Genomic DNA, 22,428 nt, shown 5'->3' with positions numbered 1-22,428 from the left:
GTGCGCAGATCCATCCGCCACCCCTGGCGAATGGATTGGCGACCGGCTAGGCGAGAGTGTCGGAGGCCTGCATCCATTCCTCCTCAAGGGCTTCCCTATCGGCCGCGAGGCCCTGCAGCTTGCGGTTCAGTCCGGTCAGCAGCTCGTGGTTACCCACGTTGGCTTCCATCTGCCCGTTGAGCTTCTCCTCCTGCGCGGTGAGCTTGCCCAGCTGGCGTTCGATCCGGCCCAGCCCCTTGCGGGCTTCGCGTTTCTCCGCTTCGCTCGGCCCGGTCTTGGCCGGCGCCACTGAGTCCTGTCCAGCAGCTGCCGGGCCCGATGTCGCGGCTTTCCCGGCGAGTGCGGCCTCGCGCAGCTGAAGGTACTGGTCCACTCCGCCCGGCAGGTCGCGGATTTTGCCATCGCCCAGCAGTGCCATCTGCCGGTCCGTGACGCGCTCCAGCAGGTAACGGTCGTGCGAGACCACCACGAGCGTGCCCGGCCAGCCGTCCAGCACGTCCTCCACGGCGGCGAGCGTATCGGTATCCAGATCATTGGTCGGTTCGTCGAGCATCAGTACGTTCGGCTCCCCCACCAGCAGGCGCAGCAACTGCAGCCGGCGCCGCTCGCCGCCGGAAAGCTCGCTCACGCGGGTCCACTGCTTATCCTTGGTGAAGCCGAGCTGCTCCACGAGTTGGCCAGCGGTCATGTCCTTGCCGCCGACGGCGAAGGAGCGTTTTTCCCGTTCGATGACCTCGATGACCCGCATGTCCAGGACGTCGTCAAGCTCAGTGACCTCCTGGGTGAGGACGGCCGTCTGGACCGTTTTACCGCGCTTAAGACGGCCCTTGGTCGGCGGTACCTGTCCGTTGAGCAGCTTCAGCAGGGTCGTCTTCCCGGAGCCGTTGACCCCGACGAGGCCCAGCCTCTCACCCGGCGCCAAGCGCAAGGTGATGTTGTCCAGCAACGGCGCGCCGCCGTCGTCGTCCGTTGCATAGGAAAGGGTGACGTCCTCCAGATCCAGCACGTCCTTACCCAGCCGGGCAGTCGCCATTTTGCTCAGCGAGACCGAATCACGAGGCTCGGGCACATCGGAAATCAGCTCGTTGGCCGCCTCGATCCGGAACTTCGGCTTCGCCGTCCGGGCCGGAGCACCGCGGCGCAGCCAGGCCAACTCCTTCTTGACCAGCTGCACCCGTTTGCTTTCCATCACCGAGGCGGAGCGGTCGCGCTCGGCGCGCGCCAGCACATACGCCGCGTAACCTCCGTCGAACGGGTCAACAATGCCGTCGTGGACCTCCCAGGTCCTGGTACAGACCTCGTCCAGGAACCAGCGGTCATGGGTGACGACGACGAACGCGCCCTCGTTCGCGCGCCAGCGGGTCTTCAGGTGGCGGGCCAGCCAGGCGACGCCCTCCACATCCAGGTGGTTGGTGGGTTCATCAAGCATGATCACGTCGTCATCGCCAATCAGCAGCTTGGCGAGCGCCACGCGACGCTTCTGGCCGCCGGAGAGCGCATGCACGTTGGCATGCCAGTCGACCTCGCCGACCAATCCGCCCATGACTTCGCGGATCTTCGGGTTGGCGGCCCATTCGTGATCCGCCGCGTCCCCGACAATCGCCTCCCCGACCGTCAGGTCCGCGTCGAGCACGTCGGACTGGTCCAAGTACCCGACCTGGACGTTTCCGCGCAGCGTGACCCGGCCTTCGTCCGGGGTCTGGCGTTGGGCCAGCAGGCGCATCAGGGTGGATTTGCCGTCACCGTTCCGGCCCACGATGCCGATCCTGTCCCCTTCCTCCAGGCCTAGGGTAACGCCGTCCAGCACGGTACGGGTCGCGAACTGGACGGTGAGGCTTTCGCCGCCGAGAAGATGTGCCACGGATCAACTACTTTCAATAAGATTCAAGGCCAGCCATTCTACCCCGCGGCCCCGGGCCGGCTCCGCATGCCTTGGAACGGCGCCCAGGAGGCTCAGCGGATGACGTCTGAGATGATTTTCGCCCCGTGCACCGGACCGTGTACCGGAAGCGCGTTGTGCCCGTCGTTCGCCAGCCGGTCCGCCAGTACCCGGGCGTCGGCCTCATCGGCTGCCAGCATCGCGATGGTGGGTCCGGAACCGGACACGAGGGAAGCCAGCGCACCGTGTTTCTTCCCTGCTGCGATCACGTCCGCGAGCTGCGGCGCCAGTGCGACGGCGGCGCGCTGCAGATCGTTGACGAGCACGGCGGCGAGAGCCCTAGCGTCCCCGGCGCGCAGGGCCGCGAGCACGGCCGGATCCACCTGCCCGGGCACCGACGGTTCGGCGTCGTCGTCCTCGCGCATGCGGTCCAGCTGCCGGAACACCTCGGGGGTGGGCAGCCCGAAGTTGGCCTGGACCAGCACCCAGTGCAGCTGCGACGGCGCCAGTGCCGGGGTGAGCTCATCCCCCACACCGAGCCCGACGGCGGCACCGCCGAGCAGCCCGAAGGGCACGTCGGCGCCGAGTTCGGCGGCCAGGTGGGAAAGCTCCTCGCGGGAGAGACCGCTGTCCCAGAGCGCCTCGCATGCCAGCAGTGTGGCCGCGGCGTCGGCGGATCCACCGCCCATCCCACCGGAGACAGGCACTCGTTTAGTGATTTCCAGCAGGACCGGTCCGGCGCCCTCGCTGACGTCGGACATCAGCCGCGCCGCCCGGACGGCGAGGTTCCTCTCGTCCAAGGGAACCGCCAGTGCACCCTCGGCCTGACCCGGATTACCCCTAAGCCGGACGGTGACCGCTGCCGGGGCCGTGGCGTCCGCAACGGGTCCCGTGGTGGAGGTGGGTCCGTCGGGGCCGGCGATGGTGCCGGGCGTGGGTCCGTCGGTGAAGGCGGGGCCAGTGCGACCGGTGGTGGAGCCGGTGGTGCGGCCGGTGGTGGAGCCGGTGCTGGCAGAGTCCGCGGCCCGCATCAGCTTGGCGGGGACGCTGGTCGCGGCGACCTCCTCATACAAGGAGACCGCCAGGTACAGACTGGCCACCGAGTGGTAGCCATCAGGCCGCAGCGGGCCAGCCCGGAAGAAGACGTTGATCTTTCCCGGCGCCCTGACCCGGACGGTCCGGCCGACCGGAAACCTGTGCACTGAGCTCATAGCCTCCAACTTAGGGTACGGCGTGGCCGGGGCCAACTGCCGCGAGCCCTGTCCGCAGGGTTCTGCCGAGTTACCGGGACCCGTCACCGGGCTCCACGCCCGGCCCCGGCGATACGGTCTCCGCTGCCACCGTCGGGGGCGGACCGCTCCCTCCCGATTCAAAAATGACGGCGGTCCCGCCATATGACGGGCGCGTCCCGCATCATTTTCGGGGACCGCCGTCATTTTTGTTAGTGGTGCCCTCTGCCCGGGGTGCCCTCTGCCCGGGGCGTCGGCCCGCGACGGTTCAGACGATCAGGGGAATTTTCGCTTCCGCAATCCTCGCATATGCCGCAATATCGATGACCTCTCCGCGGGCCCGGGGGTCGACGCCGGCAACGGTCAGGCACCGCTCGGCTTCCGCGGCTCCCCCGGCCCACCCCGCCAGTGCGGCCCGGAGGGTCTTGCGGCGCTGCGCGAAGGCGGCATCAATGACGGCAAATACCTCTTCCCGGCTGGCCCGCGTGACAGGCGGCTGGTGCCGGGTGAAGGCCACCAGGCCGGAGGAAATCTTGGGCGCGGGCCAAAAGACGTTCATCCCGATTACGCCTGCCTTGCGCATCCGGGAATACCAGGCGGCCTTGACGGACGGGATGCCGTAGGTCTTCGAGCCGGGTCCGGCCGCAAGCCTGTCCGCCACCTCGTCCTGGACCATCACCAGACCATGCTGCAGCGATGGGAAGCGTTCCAGCAGGTTCAGCACCACCGGGACGGCCACGTTGTAGGGCAGGTTCGCGACCAGGGATGCCGGCTGGACGGGGAGCTCGGTGACACGCATCGCATCGGAGAGCACCACGTCGAGATTGGCTACCAGATCGGGACGGAAGGCGGCGATCGTGTCCGGCAGTTTGGCGGCCAGCACAGGATCGATTTCCACGGCGACCACCCGGGCCGCTGCATCCAACAGTCCCAGGGTCAGCGAGCCCAGTCCGGGACCGACTTCGAGGACGGTTTCCGCCGGGTCGATCCGGGCTGTGGCCACGATACGGCGGATGGTATTACCGTCAATAACGAAGTTCTGGCCCAGCGTTTTGGTCGGTCGGATGCCGATCTCATCTGCCAGCCGGCGGATATCCGCCGCTCCCAGCAGGGGTCGAACGGGGAGGGCACTCTCGGGGCGGGAAGCTGGCTCTGTCACTGTGCCATCTTAGTCACTGTGCCATCTGAGCCCCCGGCCACCTGAGCCAACTGGGCTCAGGTGCGGTCGGGCTTCCCTAGCGTGCCGCCCCTGCGCAGCCCCATGGGGAGAGACCTGCCTTGGCGTAATAGGTGTTGGCGACGGCAATCTGCTGCTCGCGGGTGGCCAGGTCGGCGCGGGGGGCGTACTGCCCGCCGCCATTGGCCAGCCAGGAGGAGTTGTCGAACTGCAGGCCGCCGTAGTAGCCGTTGCCGGTGTTGATGGCCCAGTTGCCGCCGGATTCACACTGAGCGATCTTGTCCCACATCGCGGCGTTCATCACCGGCGGTGCGGCCGCAGCGGCGGGTGCCGCAGCCGCGGGTGCCGCAGCCGCGGGTGCCGCAGCGGCGGGTGCCGCAGCCGCAGGCGCGGCAGGCGCAACGGCCACCGGATGATCCTTGCTGCCCACGGTGACCTGCTCGGCGACGGGCTGAACCGTGACGGTCTCGCCCGATTCGGCCCGGTTCACTTCGCGGCCGTCGATGGTGGTCAGGGCGTAGGTCTTCTCCAGTTTGCCCACGGTGCCGGCCAGGGTTGTCTTCTGCTCATCCTTGAAGAGGTTCGGATCGACAGTGGTCTCGGTGGTGAAGGCTACGTCGGAGGCGACCGTGGTGCTGGTCCCGCTGACGACACGGGACACCTTGATCACCATGTTGTTCACTACGGGTGAGTCTTTGGGCTGGGACACCAGGTCCGCAGCTGCGGGGGTTACTCCCGCGGAAGCCAGGACTTCGGCCACGGTGGCTGCCGTCGTCGTCTGTTCCACGCTCTTGCCGTCGGCGAGGATCGTCACCGTCTTCGGCGTCACGATGTCAATGACATCCGTGCTGGCAAGTTTCATGTCCTTGGGGGCGGAAACCATCGCGTTGGCCGTCACGCCGAGCTGGTTGATCAGGTCGCCGACCTTGGCGGATGTGGTCTGGACCGTCGTGCCGGAGCCGTCCAGGTTGACCTTGATCTGCTTGGACGTGTTCACGTTGATGACGGTGCCGTCGTCCACCGCCGTGTCCAGTGCCGGGCTGACATTGTCAGCGGATTTAACCTCTATGTTGGCGTGCTGCAGCACCTGGCTGACAGAACCGCCGAACGTCTGCACGGAGCTGGCCTGCCCGTCCACATTGACGGTGATGGTCTTGTTGTTGCCGACGAAGGCCACAAGACCCAGCACGAGGGCCAAGAGCACCAACGCCTGTCCACCGATTTTCGCCAGACTTGGCTTGCCGCCGGCCGTTTTGAAGAAATTTGCCACAGGAACCCGTCACTACTCAAGGATCCGGGCACGGGGAATAGCGCTCATTCCTTCCGTGCGGCGGCCGCGAGGCATCCGCACGGCAGGCCTGGGCACTGCCGCACTTCCTGGTTTTAGACGTGCCCATGCGACGGTGTCCATGCGCTGCATGACGGCCGGCAAACGGCATCCGTGCACCGCGGAACGGTGCACGAAACTGAAGTGAACTTACCCGATGGCCTTCCCCGACCCCGGCTAATAGTTCCCCAGCGTAACCCAATCGTGACATTAACGCCAAGGTGCACAGCCCACTTTCGGCCCGAACAAGACCGCATGACAACCGTTTGACAAAAAGTTGACGGCCCGGTGTCAAAGGCTACCGGGAGGGTGTCACGGACGGACGGTGGTCGGATTCGGGGGCCGCGGTCAGCCCCAGGAGCCATAGACCGCTTCGGTGTTGGCGGCCAGCTCCGCACCGAGCAGACCAAGGTCTTTAGCCAGCAGTTCCGCCATCGAGCGGACCGTGTAGGGCACCATGTAGCTGGCGTTGGGCCGCCCGCGGTGCGGGTGCGGGGTCAGGAATGGCGCGTCGGTCTCGACCAGGACCAGCTGCGGGTCCGCCACGGCTAGCGCGGCCCTGATGTCATGCGCATTTTTAAACGTCACGGTGCCGGCAAAAGACATGTACCAGCCGTTGGCATTGCAGATCCGGGCCAGGTCGGCGTCGCCGGAGAAACAGTGCAGCACCACCCTTTCCGGTGCGCCCTCCGCCTGCAGGGTCGCCACCACATCAGCGTGGGCGTCCCGGTCATGGATCTGCAGCGCCAGCCCCAGGCGCTTGGCCAGGTCAATGTGCCGGCGGAATGAGTACCGCTGGTCCGCCAGGCCGGATTCCGCGGTTCGGAAGTAGTCCAAGCCGGTTTCGCCGATGGCCCGCACCCGGGGGTGCGCTGCGAGCCGTTCAATCTCCGCGAGCGCGCCCTCCAGCGCGCCCCGCGCAGCCAACTCCGGAGCGTCGTTGGGATGGAGAGCGACGGCGCCCAGCAGTCTGCGGTCCAGCTCCAGGGCCGCTACGGTAAAGCGGGACGATTCCAGATCGCAGCCGACCTGTACCGCGCCCTTCACGCCCACCGCTTCGGCCGCGTCCAGCGCCGCGGCCACGGAGACCTGGACCAGACCGTCACGCATATCCAGATGGGTGTGATTGTCGATCACGGGAACCGGCAACGGCTCAGGGGCACCGGGGTAGTCAAGCTTCCGGCGCCGTCCGTCGTCCTCCTTACTGCTGCGCGTCCCGCGGTCAGACGACGACGGCCGCCGGGCGCCGTCGTCGTCCGGCCGCGATCCAGCGCGGTACTGCACGGGAATCTCTGTGCTGCTCATGTGCCCAACTTTACCTAGCGGCGCACCTAGCCATCGACCTGGGACGTCGTGCACCGGCCGCCGGGAACCGGAACGGACATAACGGTGTTGAACTAGTAACCTAGGTCTCACGACCGACCTCGGACGGACACTGCGCGGCTGCGGCTGCGAAGGTAACGGGAGGTCGGCGACGCGCGAAAGGTCGATGATGGACCAACAGAACCGCACCATCGCAGGGCAGTCATTGCCGCGCCCGGCAGCCGGGGACAACGGAACCGCCCGGCCCGGTGCGCTCGGCAACGCCATTGCACCGGGCGCGACCACAGCGGCCGGGGGTCTCAGCGCGGCCGACGGACCCAGCGCGGCCGCAGCGCCCGGCGAGGGCAGTGCCATGGATCCGGCGCAATTCCAGCAGACAAGCCAACGGATACTGGCCACCATCAACACGGTCATGGACGGCAAGGCCCGGGCCGCGGAGCTGGCCCTGACCGTGCTGCTGGCCCGCGGGCATCTGCTGGTGGAGGACGTGCCAGGGGTGGGCAAGACCCTGCTGGCCAAAACTCTGGCCCGGACCATCGACTGTTCGGTCAGCCGCATCCAGTTCACCCCTGACCTGCTGCCCTCCGATATCACCGGGGTGTCCATCTACAACCAGTCGACGCGGAAGTTCGAGTTCCGCCCGGGCGCCGTTTTCGCCAATATCGTGATCGGCGACGAGATCAACCGCGCCTCTGCGAAAACCCAGTCGGCGCTGCTGGAAAGCATGGAAGAGCACCGCGTTACGACGGACGGCACCTCGCACCGGCTGCCGGAGCCGTTTATGGTGGTCGCCACGCAGAATCCGATCGAGATGGAGGGCACGTACCCCCTGCCGGAGGCGCAGCGGGACCGTTTCATGGCCCGCATTTCGATGGGCTACCCGGACCGGGCTTCGGAGATCGATATGCTCCAGACCCATCAGTCCGTCTCGCCGCTCGAGGCGGTCAGCGCTGTCGCCACCGTGCAGGACGTCGCCTCGATGATGGGCGCCGTCGACGTCGTCTATGTTTCGGCCCCCGTTAAGGAGTACATCGTGGCGCTCGGCCGCGCGACGCGGGAGAGCCAGCAGCTGAGGCTGGGGGCGAGCCCGCGGGCTCTGCTCCAACTGCTGCGCGCAGCGAAGGCGCACGCCGCGCTGCAACAGCGCACCTTTGTCATTCCCGACGATGTGGTGACCATGGCTGATGCGGTCCTGGCGCATCGGGTCATTCTGGAGCGCCGGTCCGCGAGTGCGGGTCAGACCGCGTCCGGCGTCATCGCCGCCATTTTGGACGTGTTGCCGGTTGGCTCCGAGGCCGATTGGGCAGGGCGGCGGCCAAGCGGAACCGGACGCCTTGGCCCTGGCAGTACCGGCGCCGGCCGGTAGCGGGAGGATGCCATGGGCTTCGGCTGGTTTCCGTACAGGCTGCTCCTTCTCCGCGGCTGGGGTCTTGTGGGGGCCGGGCTCTTTGCCATGCTGCTCGCGCAGATCCTGGGCCGGCGCGATCTGCTGACCCTGGGCATTTTCCTGCTGGTGCTCCCGCTTTTGGCGGCGCTGGGCATAAAGCTGCTCCGGCCCGAATTCGTGGTCCATCGGGAGTTTTCGCCCGCGTCGGTGGAAACGGGGACGACGACGACGGCACATCTGGCGATCACCGGGGGTGGATTCGGCAGCGGGCGGATCCGCATGTCTGAGCAGCTTCCGCCACGCTTCGGCGATCCTCCATCGTTCACGTACCCGGCCCGTTACCGCACCTACGGCGGGGTGAGCCGTTACGAATATCGGCTCCGCCCGTCCCGCCGCGGACAGTTCCGGATCGGCCCGGTGACGGCGGAATTCACCGATCCCTTTGGCCTGAGCGGGCACCGCCGGGAATTGGGCGTCACGGAACTGCTCACCGTCACGCCCGCCGCCGTCGAACTTCCCGCCACTTCCCTCACAGGTGCCCGCGGCGATGACGGAATGACCGCCACCCGGCAGCGTGCCAATCCCAGCGACGATGACGTGATGACCCGCCAATACCGCCACGGTGATCCAATGCGCCGCGTGCACTGGCCCGCGACCGCTCGCCATGGGGAGCTCATGGTCCGCCAGGAAGAATCCGTCACCACTCCGGAGGCCACCGTGCTGCTGGACAGCCGGCTGAGTGCTTACCGGAACGCCGGTCACGCCCCGGGCGGTGCCTTCGGTTCCGGCGCCCCGGACGGCAGCCATGCCGATCTGATCAGCAGCGAAACCTTCGAGTGGACGGTGGTGGCAGCCATGTCCGTTGCCGCGCACCTGATTGAACGCAGCTTTGACCTGCAGATTCTTGATCTCGGCGGTCAGCCGGGATTCCACACCTCGGGATCGGCTCCGCAGCCCTGGGAAGACAGCTATGAGGGCGGCGCCGGGCTGGCGTCCGTGGCCGCATCGCTGGCCGCCCTTGAACTGACGACGCCGGCGGGGCGGCGCGGGGGCGCCCCGCCGTCCGCCGCGGGGCCGGAGGCCTGGGCCGAGCCGCTGCTGGACAAGTTGTCCCTGCGCCGCCAGCACGGTCCGCTGATCGCTTTACTGGGTGGGCTCTCCTACGGCGAAGCGGCCGCGCTGGCTCCGGCGGCCGAGTACAGTGCCAGCGCATTCGCAATTGTCTGCACCGGGCAGCCGCTGGAAGCCGGCGAGCTGCTGGAGATCCTGCGGACCGGCGGCTGGCGGGCTGTCGCCGTCGGCAGTGGCACCCCGCTGGCCTCCGCGTGGGCATGTTTCGACGAGCCGGAGTTATCCGGCGCCGCCAACGGGCCCGTCCGGGGTGGCAGTCTGGGCCCCGCCCACGCCGGTCCACGCCGCGGCGTCCCAGGCCGCGGCGTCCCAGTCAGCGGCGTCCCAGTCAGCGGCGTCCCAGTCAGCGGCGTCCCAGTCAGCGGCGTCCCAGTCAGCGGCGTCCCAGTCAGCCACGGAAGATTCCGCTTCCACAACGGTTCCGGGGGGAGCCGGCCATGAGCACCCGTACGCAGGGCCCCGGGCTGGTTTCGGACCCGGGCAATGGCGCGGCCGGGACACGGCGCTCTTCCCGTCCCGCCGCCGGAGTGGCGCCGTGGTCTATGGCCGGAGCCATCTTCGTTGCCGTTATCGGCACTTCACTGGGTCTGAACGGAGTGCTGCGGGGCTGGAGCTGGTTGACCCTTGTGATCTTGACTGTGGCCGCGGTTCTGCTGGTGACCGCTGGCGCCCGTGCCTTCCGCCTTCCACCGGCAGCCGCCCAAATGCTGGGTCTGGCGGCCTTGGTCATGGTGCTGACGCTGCTGTTCCTTAATTCCTCCGCCCTGTTGGGATTTATCCCGGGCAAAGAGAGCTTCGAGGCCCTCCAACCGTTGATCAGCCAGGCCTCGGACACCATCATCACGGGGGCGGCGCCGGTGTACCCCAACGCGGGCATCGTTTTCATTGTCTGCGCCGGCATCGGCCTCGCGGCCCTGCTGACAGATTCGCTGGCCGTGGGTCTGGCCATGCCGGCCAGCAGCGGGCTCGGCATCTTCGCCATCATGCTCATTCCAGCCCTCATCAAACCCGACAGCCTTGGTCCGTTGGGTTTTCTCGGCGGAGCGGCCGGTTACCTGCTGATTCTGGGACTGAGCCAATGGTACGCACCGGCTGCCGACCTGGATCAGAGCGCCAGACGGTCAACCGGACAGCTCCGGCGGGCCGTCAGCGTCGCCGTCGCCGCCGTCGTCGTCACCGTGCTCGCGGCACTACTGATCCCCGGCTTCAACTCCGGGACGTTCCCGCAGGGAACCCGGCTGAACGCCTTCGGCAAGGTCTCCGGGCTGAATCCAATGCTGTCGCTGGGTAACGATCTGCGCCAGTCCGGCGGCCAGGGGATGATGATCTATGCAACGGACGCGACCTCCGCACCCTATCTGCGGACCACGACGCTGGAGGATTTCAGCGGCAATTCCTGGGAGCCCACGAGCCGGAACACGATGCGCCAACTGGACGCCAACAACATCACCGGTGATTCGTCCCGCGCTTCCGGTGTTCCTACCGTCACGACCACCACGGTGATCGAGTCCACGGACTTCAGCGGCCCGTGGCTGCCGGTGCCGTATGCGCCGGTGAACATCACGGGGCTTTCCGGGCGCTGGGGTTGGGATCCGGAGACGCTGGCCATCCAAGGCATCAACTCGACATCCTTGAACCAGCAGTACATCGTCCGGAGCGTCATGCCGGCGCTCACCAAGGGCGCGCTGTCCCAAGTGGTCCAAAAACCGCCCAGCACACTGGACCCGGTGTTCATGTCGTTGCCGACCGACACGCCCGGCATCATCCGGCAGCGGGCCCTGGACGTCACAGCGGGTGCCTCCACCTACTTTGACAGGGCACTGTCGATCCAGAATTATCTGCGCGGCCCGCAGTTCAGCTATTCCGAACAGACCCCTGTGACCAATGGTTACGACGGCAGCGGCATGGACGTTCTGGCCACGTTCCTCGACGTCAAGAGCGGCTATTGTGTGCACTATTCGGCCGCCATGGCGGTGATGGCGCGGGAGGTCGGGATCCCCAGCAGGATTGCGGTGGGCTACGCACCAGGGCAGCTCACCGGTCGGACCGTGCTGATAAACGGCGAGCAACTCACGGAGTACCAGGTGGATGGACATAGTGCCCACGCCTGGCCTGAACTGTACTTCGCCGGCCTCGGATGGGTTCCCTTCGAACCTACTCCCAGTCGAGGCCAAGTCCCCGCCTACGCGATGCAGCTTGGCGTCTCCGGGGGCGCGGCCAACAGCCCCGATAATGAGCTGCGGCCAGGAGACAACGCGGCCAATACCGCTTCACCTTCCGCGGTGGCATCGCCCGCGCCGGTTTCCCCGCACGCCACCGGAGGACAGGCGGGTGGCACGGTCCAACCGCTGTGGTTCGTGCTGACGCCCGCCGTTGTTCTGCTGCTGGCCGCGCCCGGTCTAACCCGCATCAATTTGCGCCGGCGCCGCCGGCGGACCACCCGCCCCGGTTCGGGGGCAGCCCGGGCGCCAGAATCCGCAGCCTGGGCGGAGCTGACGGACCTCGCGTTTGACTATGGACTGCAGCCGATGGCCAGCGATACGCCCCGGACCTTCGCCGCCCGTCTGCTGCAGGGGCCGCTGCGCGGTGGCGCCGGGGGCGGGATTGGAGGCGGCGCCGGGGCCGTCAGAGCCGCCGCCGGCACGGCAGGCAACACAACCGCCGCCGGACCGGTGCAGGTATTGCTCTCCGCCTACGAGCACCGTGCCTACGGTTCACCGGAGGAAGAGCCATTCGTGGACCGCAGCGATCCGGAGGCGGACGCGGATGAGGCCGCGGTGCGGAGCGGGCTCAGGAGCGCACTGACAGTGGCGCATCGGCTGCTGCGCGCGAAGGCACCTGCCGGCCGTCGGCTTCGCGCCGAGCTGTTGCCGCCGTCGACCCTGCGGCGCTGGCGCGGCGGGCCAGAGCGGTCCAGCCGGAAGCGCCCGCCGCCCCCTTCCCAAGCGGACCGCGGTGCTACGTCCTAGGATGCGTATGGGTCCGCGATGCCGATGTACTGGGTGTACAGGTATTCCTCGATTCCTTCCAGCCCGCCTTCGCGGCCCAGACCGGACTGCTTGACTCCGCCGAATGGTGCGGCTGCATTGGAGATGACCCCGGCGTTAAGCCCGAGCATGCCGGTTTCCAGCCGTTCGCCCATCCGCAGCCCGCGGTTCAGATCCCTTGTGAAGACATAGGCCACCAGCCCGAATTCGGTGTCATTGGCCAGAGCGACGGCTTCGGCCTCGTTCTTGAAGGTCACGATCGGTGCCACTGGCCCGAAGATCTCCTCGTCGAGAATGCGGGATCCGGGCTCGACACCGGTCAGGACGGTGGGCTGGTAGAAATAGCCGGGGCCATCCACGGCCGCTCCACCCGTGAGCGCCGTCGCGCCGTCGGCGAGCGCGTCCGTGACCAGCGAATGGACCTTGTCGCGGCTCTTGGCATCGATCAGCGGCCCTACCTGGGTGGCTTCTTCGGTGCCGCGGCCGGTGCTCATGGCGGACATTTTCGCGGCAAATTTTTCCGCGAATTCCGCGGCCACGGATTCGTGCACAATGAAGCGGTTCGCGGCGGTGCAGGCCTCGCCCATGTTCCGCAGTTTCGCAGCCATGGCGCCGGTGACGGCTGCATCCAGGTCGGCATCCTCGAAGACCACGAATGGCGCGTTGCCGCCCAGCTCCATGGAGGTGCGCAACACGTTGGTGGAGGCATCCGCCAACAGCCTGCGCCCCACCTCGGTGGAACCGGTGAAGGACATTTTGCGCAGCCGGGAATCCTTGATCAGCGGACCCGTCACGGCCGACGCGGAGGTGGTGGTGAGAACATTGAGCACGCCGTCCGGCAACCCGGCCTCCTGCATCACCTCGGCAAAAAGGAGCGAGGTCAACGGGGTGAGCGCGGCGGGCTTCAGTACCATGGTGCAGCCGGCGGCGACGGCCGGGGCGATCTTGCGGGTGGCCATGGCGAGCGGGAAATTCCATGGTGTGATCAACAGGCACGGCCCGACCGGCTTCTTGTTCACCAGCAGCCTGGACTTGCCGTCCGGCGAGATCGAATAGCGGCCAAAGGCGCGGACGGCTTCCTCGGAGAACCAGCGGAGAAACTCTGCTCCGTAGGCGACCTCACCGCGGGCTTCGGCGAGCGGCTTACCCATTTCGAGAGTCATCAGCAGGGCGAAATCGTCGGCGCGCGCCGTGACCATTTCGAAGGCTCGGCGCAGGATTTCGCCGCGTTCCCGCGGGGCGGTGGCCGCCCAGCCGTCCTGGGCGGCAACGGCGGCGTCCAGCGCCGCGACGCCGTCCTGCGGGCCGGCGTCGGCGATGGAAACCAGCGTTTTCCCCGTCGCCGGATCTTCCACGCCAAAGGTCCTGCCGCCCGTGGCCGGCCGCCATGACCCTCCGATCAGCAGTTCCGCAGGAATGCCGGCGAGCAGTTCGCTCTCACGGTCGGCGGTGATGGTCTGGGTGCTCGCGCTCATACGGACTCCTATGTCAGAGAGGAAATATGTCAGATAAGAAATACTTCTGCTGCCCACGGTAGTTCCCGGCCGCTGGGGATGTCTACGCATGTGAGCACCACCCTGACGGTATTCCGTTGTGCAGCTGCACAACTACCGTCGGACAGCTACCTCCGTGGATTGCAGCCCGCGTTGCCGGCGCCGCTCAGCGCGCGGCCAGCACCGCGCTGTACAGCTCGCGCTTGCTCACATGGACCTCCTCCGCGACCGCGGCCACCGCCTCTTTGAGCCGGATCCCCTGACCGATCAGCTCGTTGACGGCTGCTACGTGGTCCTCGGGACGGCTCGGAGCCGACTCCGCCGCGCCGGCAACGACGACGGCGATCTCGCCCCGGACCTCGGACGTTTCGGCCCATTCGAGAAGCTCACGCAAAGGTCCGCGCAGCACCTCCTCATAGGTCTTCGTCAGCTCGCGGGCCACCGCAGCCCGGCGGTTCGGTCCAAAGGCCTCCTGGAGCGCACGGAGCATCGGCTCCAGACGGTGCGGCGCCTCGAAAAACACCATGGTGCGCCGTTCCAGGCGCAGCTCTGCCAGCCGGCCAGCCCGTTCACCGCTCTTGCGGGGCAGGAAACCCTCAAAACAGAACCTGTCGGTGGGGAGTCCGGACAGCGCCAGTGCCGTCAGCACCGCCGACGGTCCGGGGGCGGCCGTGACCCGGATCCCGGCGGCAACGGCCGCTTCCACCAGCCGGAAACCGGGATCGGAAACGGCGGGCATCCCGGCGTCCGTCACCATCAGCAATGTGCGGCCCTCCCGGACCTGAGCCAGCAGATCCGCCGTCCTACTTTGCTCGTTGTGCTCGTGGTAACTGATCACGCGCCCGGTCACGGTGACACCCAGCGCCTGCACCAGTCGATGGAGTCTTCGGGTGTCCTCTGCGGCGATAAGATCGGCCGAGCCCAGCCATTCCATCAGACGCGCGGAGGCATCACCCATATTGCCGATCGGGGTCGCCGCCAGCACGATGTAGCCCTCGCCAGCCATCCGTCCGGTGGTCGGTGCGGTGGCTGCTGCGGCCGGTTGCTCTGTGTCCATGCTTCCAGCCTAGTGTTCGCCGCACCGGCTGATACCCGGCTCCGTCAAACGCGCACCGACGGTTCCGATGAGCACGTCGCGCGGGTCGGACCGGTGGGGAGCCAAAGGTAGCATTGGCAGGGTGAGCCTGAACGTTACCGATCCCGCAGCGCCCCCGCCGGTGCCGCCGCCTCCGGCACCCGGTGCGAAGCAGCGCTGGCTCAGCGATCCGAAGACCACGTTCACCGTCGCTGCCCTGCGCGACCGGCTGTTGGGTTCGCGGTGGCGCTGGCTCGAGACACCGCTGTCACTGCGCCTGTGGTTCTGGCTGGCACCGGCTCTGATGGCCACGATCGGCGGAATTCTGCGCTTTGTCCGACTGGGGGAACCGCATTCCCTGGTCTTCGACGAGACCTACTACGTCAAAGACGCCTATTCCCTGCTGCAGAGCGGCTACGAACGCAACTGGGCTGAAAAGGCCAACGAACACTTCAATGCGGGCGACTTCAGCTCCATCCTCGGCACGCCCGAGTACGTGGTCCATCCGCCCGTCGGCAAATGGATGATCGCCTTCGGCATGTGGCTCTTCGGCCCTTCCAGCACCTTCGGCTGGCGCTTTTCCGCCGCCGCGGTGGGAACAGTCTCCATCTTCCTGCTGGCACTGATCGCGCAAAAAATGTTCCGTTCCAGCATCATCGGCGCCATGGCCGGGCTGCTCTTCGCCGTCGACGGGCATGCGATTGTGCAGTCCCGCACTTCCCTGCTGGATAATTTTGTGATGTTTTGGGCGCTGGTGGCCTTTGGCGCCCTGCTGTTGGACCGCGACGACGGCCGGAACCGGCTCGCCGAACGGCTGGCCGCGCTGGCGGCAGCCCGGGGCGGCATTCCGTTCGGGAAGGATCTGGTCCACGGGCCATGGCTGGGCATCCGCTGGTGGCGGCTGGCTGCCGGCATCGCGCTGGGCCTGTGCATCGGGACCAAGTGGTCCGGGGTGTTCTTCCTGGTGGCCTTCGGCCTGCTCACCGTTTTCTGGGACCTCAGCGCCCGCCGCATAGCCGGCGTCCGCCACTGGATCGCGGGCGGAATACTCAAGGATGGGATCTTCGCGTTCGTCTCCGTCGTCCCGGTGGCAGCCGCGACGTATCTGGTGTCCTGGACCGGCTGGTTCCTGGCCGCGGACTCCTGGGACCGCAACTGGGCCGCCACCGATACCGGCAGCGGCTGGGGCTGGATCCCCGATCCGCTGCGTTCCCTGTGGCACTACCATTTCACCGCCTACAACTTCCACACCGGGCTGGAATCGGACCACCCATACAAAGCCAATGCCTGGTCCTGGCTCGTGATGGGCCGCCCCACCTCGTTTTACACCGACTATCCAAAGCACGGTGAAAAGGGCTGCATGGCGGACAGCTGTGCAGCCGTCGTTTCCTCCGTCGGAAATCCGGTGATTTGGTGGTCGGCGGCCCTGGCCGCGGCGTTCCTGCTGGTCTACTGGATTACACGCCGCGACTGGCGCGCCGGTGCTATCCTGGCTGCCCTGGCTGCAGGCTACCTGCCGTGGCTGCTGTACCCGAACCGCACCATCTTTTTCTTCTACGCGATCGCCTATGAGCCGTACCTGATCCTGGCCCTGGTCTTTGTGCTGGGCCTGGTGCTGGGCAAATCCACCGATGCCCGGTGGCGGCGGCTGCAGGGCGCCCTGCTGGTGGGGATTTTCCTGGTCCTGACGGTGGTGGTCAGCGCCTACTTCTACCCGATCTGGACCGACCAGATGATCCCGTATGGGCAATGGCGGAACCGGATGTGGCTGCCCAGCTGGATTTAGCCCGCGCAACTGCTCGGACGGCAGCTGCTATATTTCGGCTGCCGTCCGCCGGCCCTGCCGCGGATTCCTTGCCCGTTTGCTCAGATTGCGGCGCTGTTTGGTCGGCCAGGTGAAGGCGAGCGTCAGCGTCGAAACCAAGAGGACGACGACGCCGATCAGGAGACCGGAATCGGTCCAGAACTGCTCCGGGAACAGTCTGATCAGGGAATCGTCGAGATAGAACGTCCAGGTCCCGTTCTTGAAGAATATTTGGTGGAAGTCCGTGAAGAACGCTTCCCAGCCCGCGAAGGCCAGAACGCCCAGGCCGATCACCAGCACCAGCGTGACAATGGAACCGGCGAACAGACCGCGGCGGACCCCACCCGTGCTGCGGCGCATCAGGTACACGATGGCGACAATCATGACGACGGCGAGCACCGCGCCGGCGATGAACGCCACGGTGATGACCGATTTCACGTCCTCCATGTGGCTGACCTCGCCGACGGCAAACAGCTTCCCGCCGTCCGGTTTGACCAGGTCTGCCAGAAAGCGTGGACCGGCAAAATTGAGCAGATAATCCACCACATAGGATCCGTAAGTCATCCGGTCGTCGGTACTGAAACCGAAGGTATCGGCGGGAAATCCGGGGCGGTGGTATTCCACCCAAAGAAACAGTGGGGTGGTGATCAGCCGGATGGCAAGCACCAGGAGCACCACGGGGTAACAGACGGCAAGCACCACCTGCAGTACGCGCGGCAACACTGGCTGGACCTTGGCGGCCTCCTCGCGCTGCGCGGCGCGCCGGTCCACGTCCTCCTGCGGCGGCCGGATCTGCAGCATGCTGGTGGGAAGGGGCTCATGGAAGACAGCGGAGCCGTCTGCACTCGGGGCGTCTACGGCGGACACGTCTGTACTGGGGGCGTCTACGGCGGACCCGTCTACACTGGGGGCGTCTACGGAAGGGCCGTGCCGGGGCACGGGTGCGGCAGCGGTCCGTGCTCCGGACGATGGCCCAGCACCCGGCCGGACAGTGCCCGCCTGGGCGGCTGCGGAATGTCCGGCAGCCGGCGTCATCCAGGCGAATGCCGGCTCATCGTCCTCCGGCGTTTCGGACGACAGCTCGCCGATGCTCTCATCGGGGGTCGCGGGCAGCCGAGACTCGGATCCGGCGTTATCGTCCGCGGGGTGGGCTGAAACTGGCTTCTTGTTCTCACTCACATTTTCAGCGTACCTGCCGTCCGTCTCAGGGCGAGGCCGCCACCCCGCAACGCAGCCGAAGTCGGGCCGCATATCCGGCCCTGCGCTTGCCGGGTGCTGCTGCGGCAGCAGTGGGAAGCCCGACAGCCAGCGGCGTGCGGCAGCCAGCGGCGTGCGGCAGCCAGCGGCGTGCGGCCAGGCGGAATTCCCCGGCGTCAGGCTGTGGCGAGGCTGTCTCCCGCGTCGGTGCCGTCCAAGTCACCGAGCTCCCCCGTCAGCACGGCCCGGCCCCCCAAAATCAGCACGTAGGCCCAGTACCCGGCCAGCACCAGTGCGCCGAGGGATATTTTGGCCCAGACGGGAAGCTGACTGGGAGTCACAAAGGCCTCCACCAGCCCCGAGACAAAGAGCACGATCAGCAGGCCGATCGCCACGGTAATCAGCGACCGCCCCTCCTGCGCCAAGGCCACCAGACGGGGGCGCGGTCCCGGGGAAATCCAGGACCAGAAGATCCGCAGACCCGCCGCGCAGGCCACGAAGACCGCCGTCAGCTCCATCAGACCGTGCGGCAGGATATAGCTGAAAAACACGTCGCCGCGGCCATACCCGAACATCACCCCGCCGGTGAGTCCGACGCCCATCGCGTTTTGGTGGAGCAGGAACGGAACGTACACGCCCGTGATGCCCAGTGCCACGGCCTGCGCCGCGATCCACGCGTTGTTGGTCCAGACCTGTCCGGCAAACGAGGCTCCCGGATTCTCCGAGTAGTAGTCGACAAAGCCGTGATCCACCAGCTGGCGCAGCCGGGCATCGTTGCCCAGGGCGGACAAAACCTGCGGGTTTCCAGCCGCCCATATCCCATACAGCACCGCGATGGCCACGAATACGGCGCCGACGCCAAGGGTCAGCCAGCGGATCCGGTAGAAGGCGGCTGGCAGGGCCAGGACGAAGAAGCGCGCCAGATCTTCCGCGAAATTCGAGCGGGCACCGGTGAAGCGCGTTCTGGCCCGGGCCAGCCGAGTGGACAGGGAGGCGGAAAGGGCGCTTTCGGGCGCCGCCGAGCGGATCATCGACAGGTGCGTGGACGTGCTTTGGTACAGCCGCAGCAGTTCATCCGCCTGCTCGCCGGTGAGCCTGCGCCGTCGGCCCAATTCGTTCAGCCTGTCCCACTGCGCACGATGTACCGCGGTAAACGCATCCAAGTCCACCATCCCACACTAACCTGCCCGCCGCCGTCGTACTCCTCATGGTTGCTCCGCCCACCCATCCGGGAATGGCTAGACTGGACAACGCACGGCGAGGAAGCGCGCCCGTGCGCCTTTGGACCGGTGTGGAAGGAGCGCGACCATCAGCTCAATCATCACCGGTGAGGCAGTGGTTCTGGAGCTCCGGGCCGCCTCTTTTGCCGCCCGTGGGGTGGGCGCGCTGATCGATTTTGCCGTCGCGGTTGTCCTGCTGGTCGGGCTGGGGCTGCTGCTGCTTTCCGGATTGGGCGACATTGATCCGGCCGCGGCCAGCGCGCTGGTGCTGGGCACCGTGGTTTTTGTCTTCGTGGCGCTGCCGATCGGTGTGGAAACATTGACCCGGGGAAAGTCGCTCGGCAAGCTGGTGATGGGGCTGCGCATAGTGCGTGACGACGGCGGCTCCATCCGTTTCCGGCAGGCCCTGATCCGGGGCCTGCTGGGTGTGTTCGAGCTGTACATGATGCTCGGGTCCGTAGCGTTTCTGGTGTCCCTGTTCAATTCCCGCTCCAAGCGGCTCGGCGACATGCTGGCCGGAACCTACTCGATGCGTGAGCGGGTGGCCGCGGCCCCGCCCTTGATCGTGACCACGCCGCCGCAGCTGCAGCCCTGGGCCGGACTGGCCGATATCGGGCGAATGCCGGACCCGCTGGGCCGACGGATCTCCGCGTTCCTGACGCAGTGGGCGAAAATGACACCGGAGTCCCGGGCGCAGCTGGCGGCGGCTCTGGCGACGGAGGCCGCCGCCTATGTCTCTCCGCCGCCGCCGCCCGGGACGGCTCCGGATGCGTATCTGGCTGCGGTGACGTCCGAACGCCGGAACCGCGAGCTGCGCCGCATGACCGCCCAGCGGGAACGCGCCGACGAAACCGCCCGCCGGCTCTACACCCTGCCCTTCGATCAGGACAACTAGGATCCGCTCCGGTCGAGGGAACGCCGCGATGACGGAGAGGGGTCCGGGAGGGGCAGGCAGAAGCGGGAAGGAGTGCGCGGTTTAGCGGGAGGCGTACTGCGCCCAGGGGATGTTCCAGTCGCCGTAGCCGTCCGTCGGCGCAGCCGACTCGCTGACGCTGTTGATGACCTGGACCAGGTCGCCCACCCCCATGTTGTTGAAGACCCAGGAGGCGCCTGCCTCGTCCATGCCGATGCAGCCGTGCGAGAGGTTCAACTGGCCAATGTAGGCCACTGCCGAATCCGTGGCCTGATGAATGAACTCGCCGCTGGGGGTCAGCCGGGTGGCGTAATTGACGTCAAGTTCGCCGTAGTTGGCCGGATCACCGGGCTTGAGCCCAATGCTGGCGGCCACGAAGTGCGCGGTCCGCTGCCGGTCCATCAGCACCAGGTAGCCCGAGGCCGAGGGGAAACGCTCGTCGCCCATGGTCACCAGGAAGTGCTGGGACGGCTGGTCGTTGACATAGACATCGGCAACGTGGTTGGCCGAATCCGCAACCATGACCTTCTTGTCGCCGATCCGGACGGTGACCGTCTTGTTGAAGTTACCAATCTGGCCTTTGCCCAGATCCACGCCGAACAGCTGCATCTCCATGGTGATGGTGCTGTTCGCGGTCCAGAAGCCTTCGGGCCGGTAGCGGACCATCGTGTCGCTGTACCAGTGGAACGCGCCGACCTGACCCGCCGTCGTCGTAATTTTAAGCGCCTTCTCGACGGCTTCCTTGTTGATCACCGGCTCGCTGAAGGTGATCTGTAGGGGCTGCCCGACGCCGACCTTCTGGCCGTTCTGCGGATACACGGCGGCGTCGGCTTCGTGCGAGGCTGGCACCGTCGTAAAGGTCTGCGCCTGGTGTGTTTCCCGGCCGGCTCCGTCCACCACGGTGTACTCGTACTGATAGGCGGTGTCAAACTTCAGCGCACCACCTGCGGTCCAGGTCGATCCGTCCGCGCTGGTGGCCCCCTCAACGGCCGTGCCGGACTTGGCCTCGGTCAGCGCGACCGATTTAATCGTTCCGTAGGTTGCCTTGACGACGACGGGCGCAGCAGGGTTAACCTGCGCGGCACCGTCCGTGGGAGTCACGCCAAGCTCCATAGCCTGCACGACCGGAGCCGCGAGGCCCTCTGTGGTGCGCGCGGGACTCTGCGACTCAGATGCGATCGAAGACCCGGCCCAGGTGGGAGCGGTGGCAGCGCCAATTCCGCCGCCGACGACGCCAAGGCAAACGAGGGCAATCAGTCCGATTTTCCAGCCCTTGCCGTGGCTCTTGCGCATCTGCGAATCCTGCACTGCTCTCCCCCAAACCCAACGAAAATACGGGGCCATTAACTATGCCCGCGCACGGCAGCCATAGCGGCTGCCGTTCTATTTTACGTCATCGGCCCGAGCACCGCGGACGGCGGTGCTCCCGCCACGCAGAAATTCAAGCTGGGCTGCAACGGACAATTCCGCGGCGGCCCGGACCTCGACGGGCGTGTCGGCATAGACCACGGCGGCGACGCCGGCCGCCGAAGCCTGCGGCCCCAGCTGCTCCAGCGCGGCGCGGACCTGGACGAGGCGCTCGTTCCGGTGCGCCAGATAGGCGCCGGACGCGGCAGCCAGATCCGGCAATACCGGGCCATGCGCCGGAAGCAACCGCGCTGGGCCCATCCGTTCCAGGGTTTCAAGCGAGCGCAGATAGGCCCCCAGCCGGCCGTCCGGGTAATCGATCACGGTGCTGCCGCGGCCCAGAATGGTGTCGCCGGTCAGCACCGAGCCGGTCGGGCCGTCGTCAGGCAACCAGAAACATACGGAATCGGCCGTGTGCCCGGGCGTGGCGATGACCTCGATGCGGACGCCGGCGGCCGTTATCCGCTCCCCCGGCTGCAACGGCTGGCCGCCCAGGCAGTACGCCGCGGCCAGGGCCCGGACCGGCGCCCCGGTTAGGTCTCGGAACCTGCGGCTGCCGGCTGTATGGTCCCGGTGCCAATGGGTTATCAGCACCAGTTCCACCATTCCGCGGCCGGCGAGCGCGCGCAGATGCGGCTCGTCCACCGGCCCCGGATCCACGACCACCACACCGGCGAAACCGGGCGCTGAAATGATGTAGCTGTTGGTACCGTCCAGCGTCATGGGGCCCGGGTTGGGCGCCAGCCTGCTCCAAGTCAGCGCGCTGCTGCGCGTCCACCCGACGGAATCCACTAAATCCACTGCGTCCATGCCGCCTCCTCCCCGCAGGGCCCATCTGCTGAGCAATAGGTGCCTCCGTCGGGCCCCAACAGAGCATCT

At 67.0% G+C, this 22,428-nt stretch carries 16 protein-coding genes; 5 read left to right on the top strand and 11 right to left on the bottom strand.

The genetic code is table 11. The annotated features are described in order from the left end of the window. Positions 1-46: 46 nt before the first annotated feature. The 5 genes from ACLLJI_RS04020 to ACLLJI_RS04000 all read right to left on the bottom strand — a co-directional run bounded on the left by ACLLJI_RS04020 (position 47) and on the right by ACLLJI_RS04000 (position 6,917). Positions 47-1,861, bottom strand: coding sequence for an ABC-F family ATP-binding cassette domain-containing protein (locus ACLLJI_RS04020; RefSeq protein ID WP_434618202.1), 1,815 nt, complete (start codon positions 1,859-1,861; stop codon positions 47-49). Positions 1,862-1,953: 92 nt separating this feature from the next. Then, entirely contained in the window at positions 1,954-3,090 is a 1,137-nt protein-coding gene (locus ACLLJI_RS04015) for a 4-(cytidine 5'-diphospho)-2-C-methyl-D-erythritol kinase (protein WP_434618199.1), read from the bottom strand. 286 nt (positions 3,091-3,376) lie between these two features. Beyond that, a complete protein-coding gene (gene rsmA / locus ACLLJI_RS04010) occupies positions 3,377-4,267 on the bottom strand; it encodes a 16S rRNA (adenine(1518)-N(6)/adenine(1519)-N(6))-dimethyltransferase RsmA (protein WP_283559988.1) in 891 nt (296 codons plus the stop codon). A 76-nt stretch (positions 4,268-4,343) separates the two neighbouring features. Further along, a complete protein-coding gene (locus ACLLJI_RS04005; protein ID WP_434618195.1) occupies positions 4,344-5,555 on the bottom strand; it encodes a transglycosylase family protein in 1,212 nt (403 codons plus the stop codon). Between the two features lie 405 nt (positions 5,556-5,960). Further along, positions 5,961-6,917 carry a TatD family hydrolase gene (locus tag ACLLJI_RS04000; protein ID WP_434618192.1) on the bottom strand — a complete coding sequence of 319 codons (957 nt, stop codon included), beginning with the start codon at positions 6,915-6,917 and terminating at the stop codon, positions 5,961-5,963. A gap of 184 nt (positions 6,918-7,101) precedes the next feature. Here ACLLJI_RS04000 and ACLLJI_RS03995 point away from each other — a divergent pair, with 184 nt between their 5' ends. The 3 genes from ACLLJI_RS03995 to ACLLJI_RS03985 are packed head-to-tail and all read left to right on the top strand — an operon-like array spanning position 7,102 to position 12,422. Beyond that, positions 7,102-8,301, top strand: a complete 1,200-nt coding sequence (locus ACLLJI_RS03995; protein WP_434618189.1) for an AAA family ATPase — start codon at positions 7,102-7,104, stop codon at positions 8,299-8,301. A gap of 12 nt (positions 8,302-8,313) precedes the next feature. Then, on the top strand, positions 8,314-9,894 hold the full coding sequence (locus ACLLJI_RS03990) for a DUF58 domain-containing protein (protein WP_434618186.1): 1,581 nt from the start codon (positions 8,314-8,316) through the stop codon (positions 9,892-9,894). Then, entirely contained in the window at positions 9,891-12,422 is a 2,532-nt protein-coding gene (locus ACLLJI_RS03985; protein ID WP_434618183.1) for a transglutaminaseTgpA domain-containing protein, read from the top strand. The genes ACLLJI_RS03990 and ACLLJI_RS03985 overlap by 4 nt, the downstream gene beginning before the upstream one ends. Here the strand turns inward: ACLLJI_RS03985 and ACLLJI_RS03980 are convergent. After that, a complete protein-coding gene (locus tag ACLLJI_RS03980) occupies positions 12,419-13,915 on the bottom strand; it encodes an NAD-dependent succinate-semialdehyde dehydrogenase (protein ID WP_283559994.1) in 1,497 nt (498 codons plus the stop codon). The two genes, ACLLJI_RS03985 and ACLLJI_RS03980, sit on opposite strands and share 4 nt — an antisense overlap. A gap of 184 nt (positions 13,916-14,099) precedes the next feature. Beyond that, positions 14,100-14,939: a 16S rRNA (cytidine(1402)-2'-O)-methyltransferase gene (gene rsmI, locus ACLLJI_RS03975; protein ID WP_283560017.1), complete on the bottom strand. Its 840-nt coding sequence runs from the start codon at positions 14,937-14,939 to the stop codon at positions 14,100-14,102. 118 nt (positions 14,940-15,057) lie between these two features. On the opposite strand from rsmI, the gene ACLLJI_RS03970 reads away from it, so the two are divergent. Further along, a complete protein-coding gene (locus ACLLJI_RS03970) occupies positions 15,058-16,794 on the top strand; it encodes a dolichyl-phosphate-mannose--protein mannosyltransferase (protein WP_434618180.1) in 1,737 nt (578 codons plus the stop codon). 27 nt (positions 16,795-16,821) lie between these two features. Here ACLLJI_RS03970 and ACLLJI_RS03965 read toward each other — a convergent pair whose 3' ends face one another. Both ACLLJI_RS03965 and ACLLJI_RS03960 read right to left on the bottom strand, forming a co-directional pair. After that, a complete protein-coding gene (locus tag ACLLJI_RS03965) occupies positions 16,822-17,991 on the bottom strand; it encodes a TIGR01906 family membrane protein (protein WP_434618177.1) in 1,170 nt (389 codons plus the stop codon). Between the two features lie 194 nt (positions 17,992-18,185). Next, the gene (locus tag ACLLJI_RS03960) at positions 18,186-19,178 is read right to left on the bottom strand and encodes a stage II sporulation protein M (protein WP_434621170.1); all 993 of its coding nucleotides are present in this window, start codon (positions 19,176-19,178) and stop codon (positions 18,186-18,188) included. Between the two features lie 166 nt (positions 19,179-19,344). On the opposite strand from ACLLJI_RS03960, the gene ACLLJI_RS03955 reads away from it, so the two are divergent. After that, complete coding sequence (locus ACLLJI_RS03955) at positions 19,345-20,124, top strand: RDD family protein (protein ID WP_434618174.1); 780 nt, start codon at positions 19,345-19,347, stop codon at positions 20,122-20,124. 81 nt (positions 20,125-20,205) lie between these two features. On the opposite strand, the gene ACLLJI_RS03950 is transcribed toward ACLLJI_RS03955, so the two are convergent. Continuing rightward, a complete protein-coding gene (locus ACLLJI_RS03950) occupies positions 20,206-21,435 on the bottom strand; it encodes an Ig-like domain-containing protein (RefSeq protein ID WP_434618171.1) in 1,230 nt (409 codons plus the stop codon). A 90-nt stretch (positions 21,436-21,525) separates the two neighbouring features. Further along, positions 21,526-22,359, bottom strand: coding sequence for an MBL fold metallo-hydrolase (locus ACLLJI_RS03945; RefSeq protein WP_434618168.1), 834 nt, complete (start codon positions 22,357-22,359; stop codon positions 21,526-21,528). Between the last annotated feature and the right edge of the window lie 69 nt (positions 22,360-22,428).

Source organism: Arthrobacter sp. A5, from assembly GCF_051131705.1.
Classification (GTDB): domain Bacteria; phylum Actinomycetota; class Actinomycetes; order Actinomycetales; family Micrococcaceae; genus Arthrobacter_M.
Note: the sequence above shows the minus strand (reverse complement) of the source record. Positions and strands in the feature narration are given on the sequence as shown.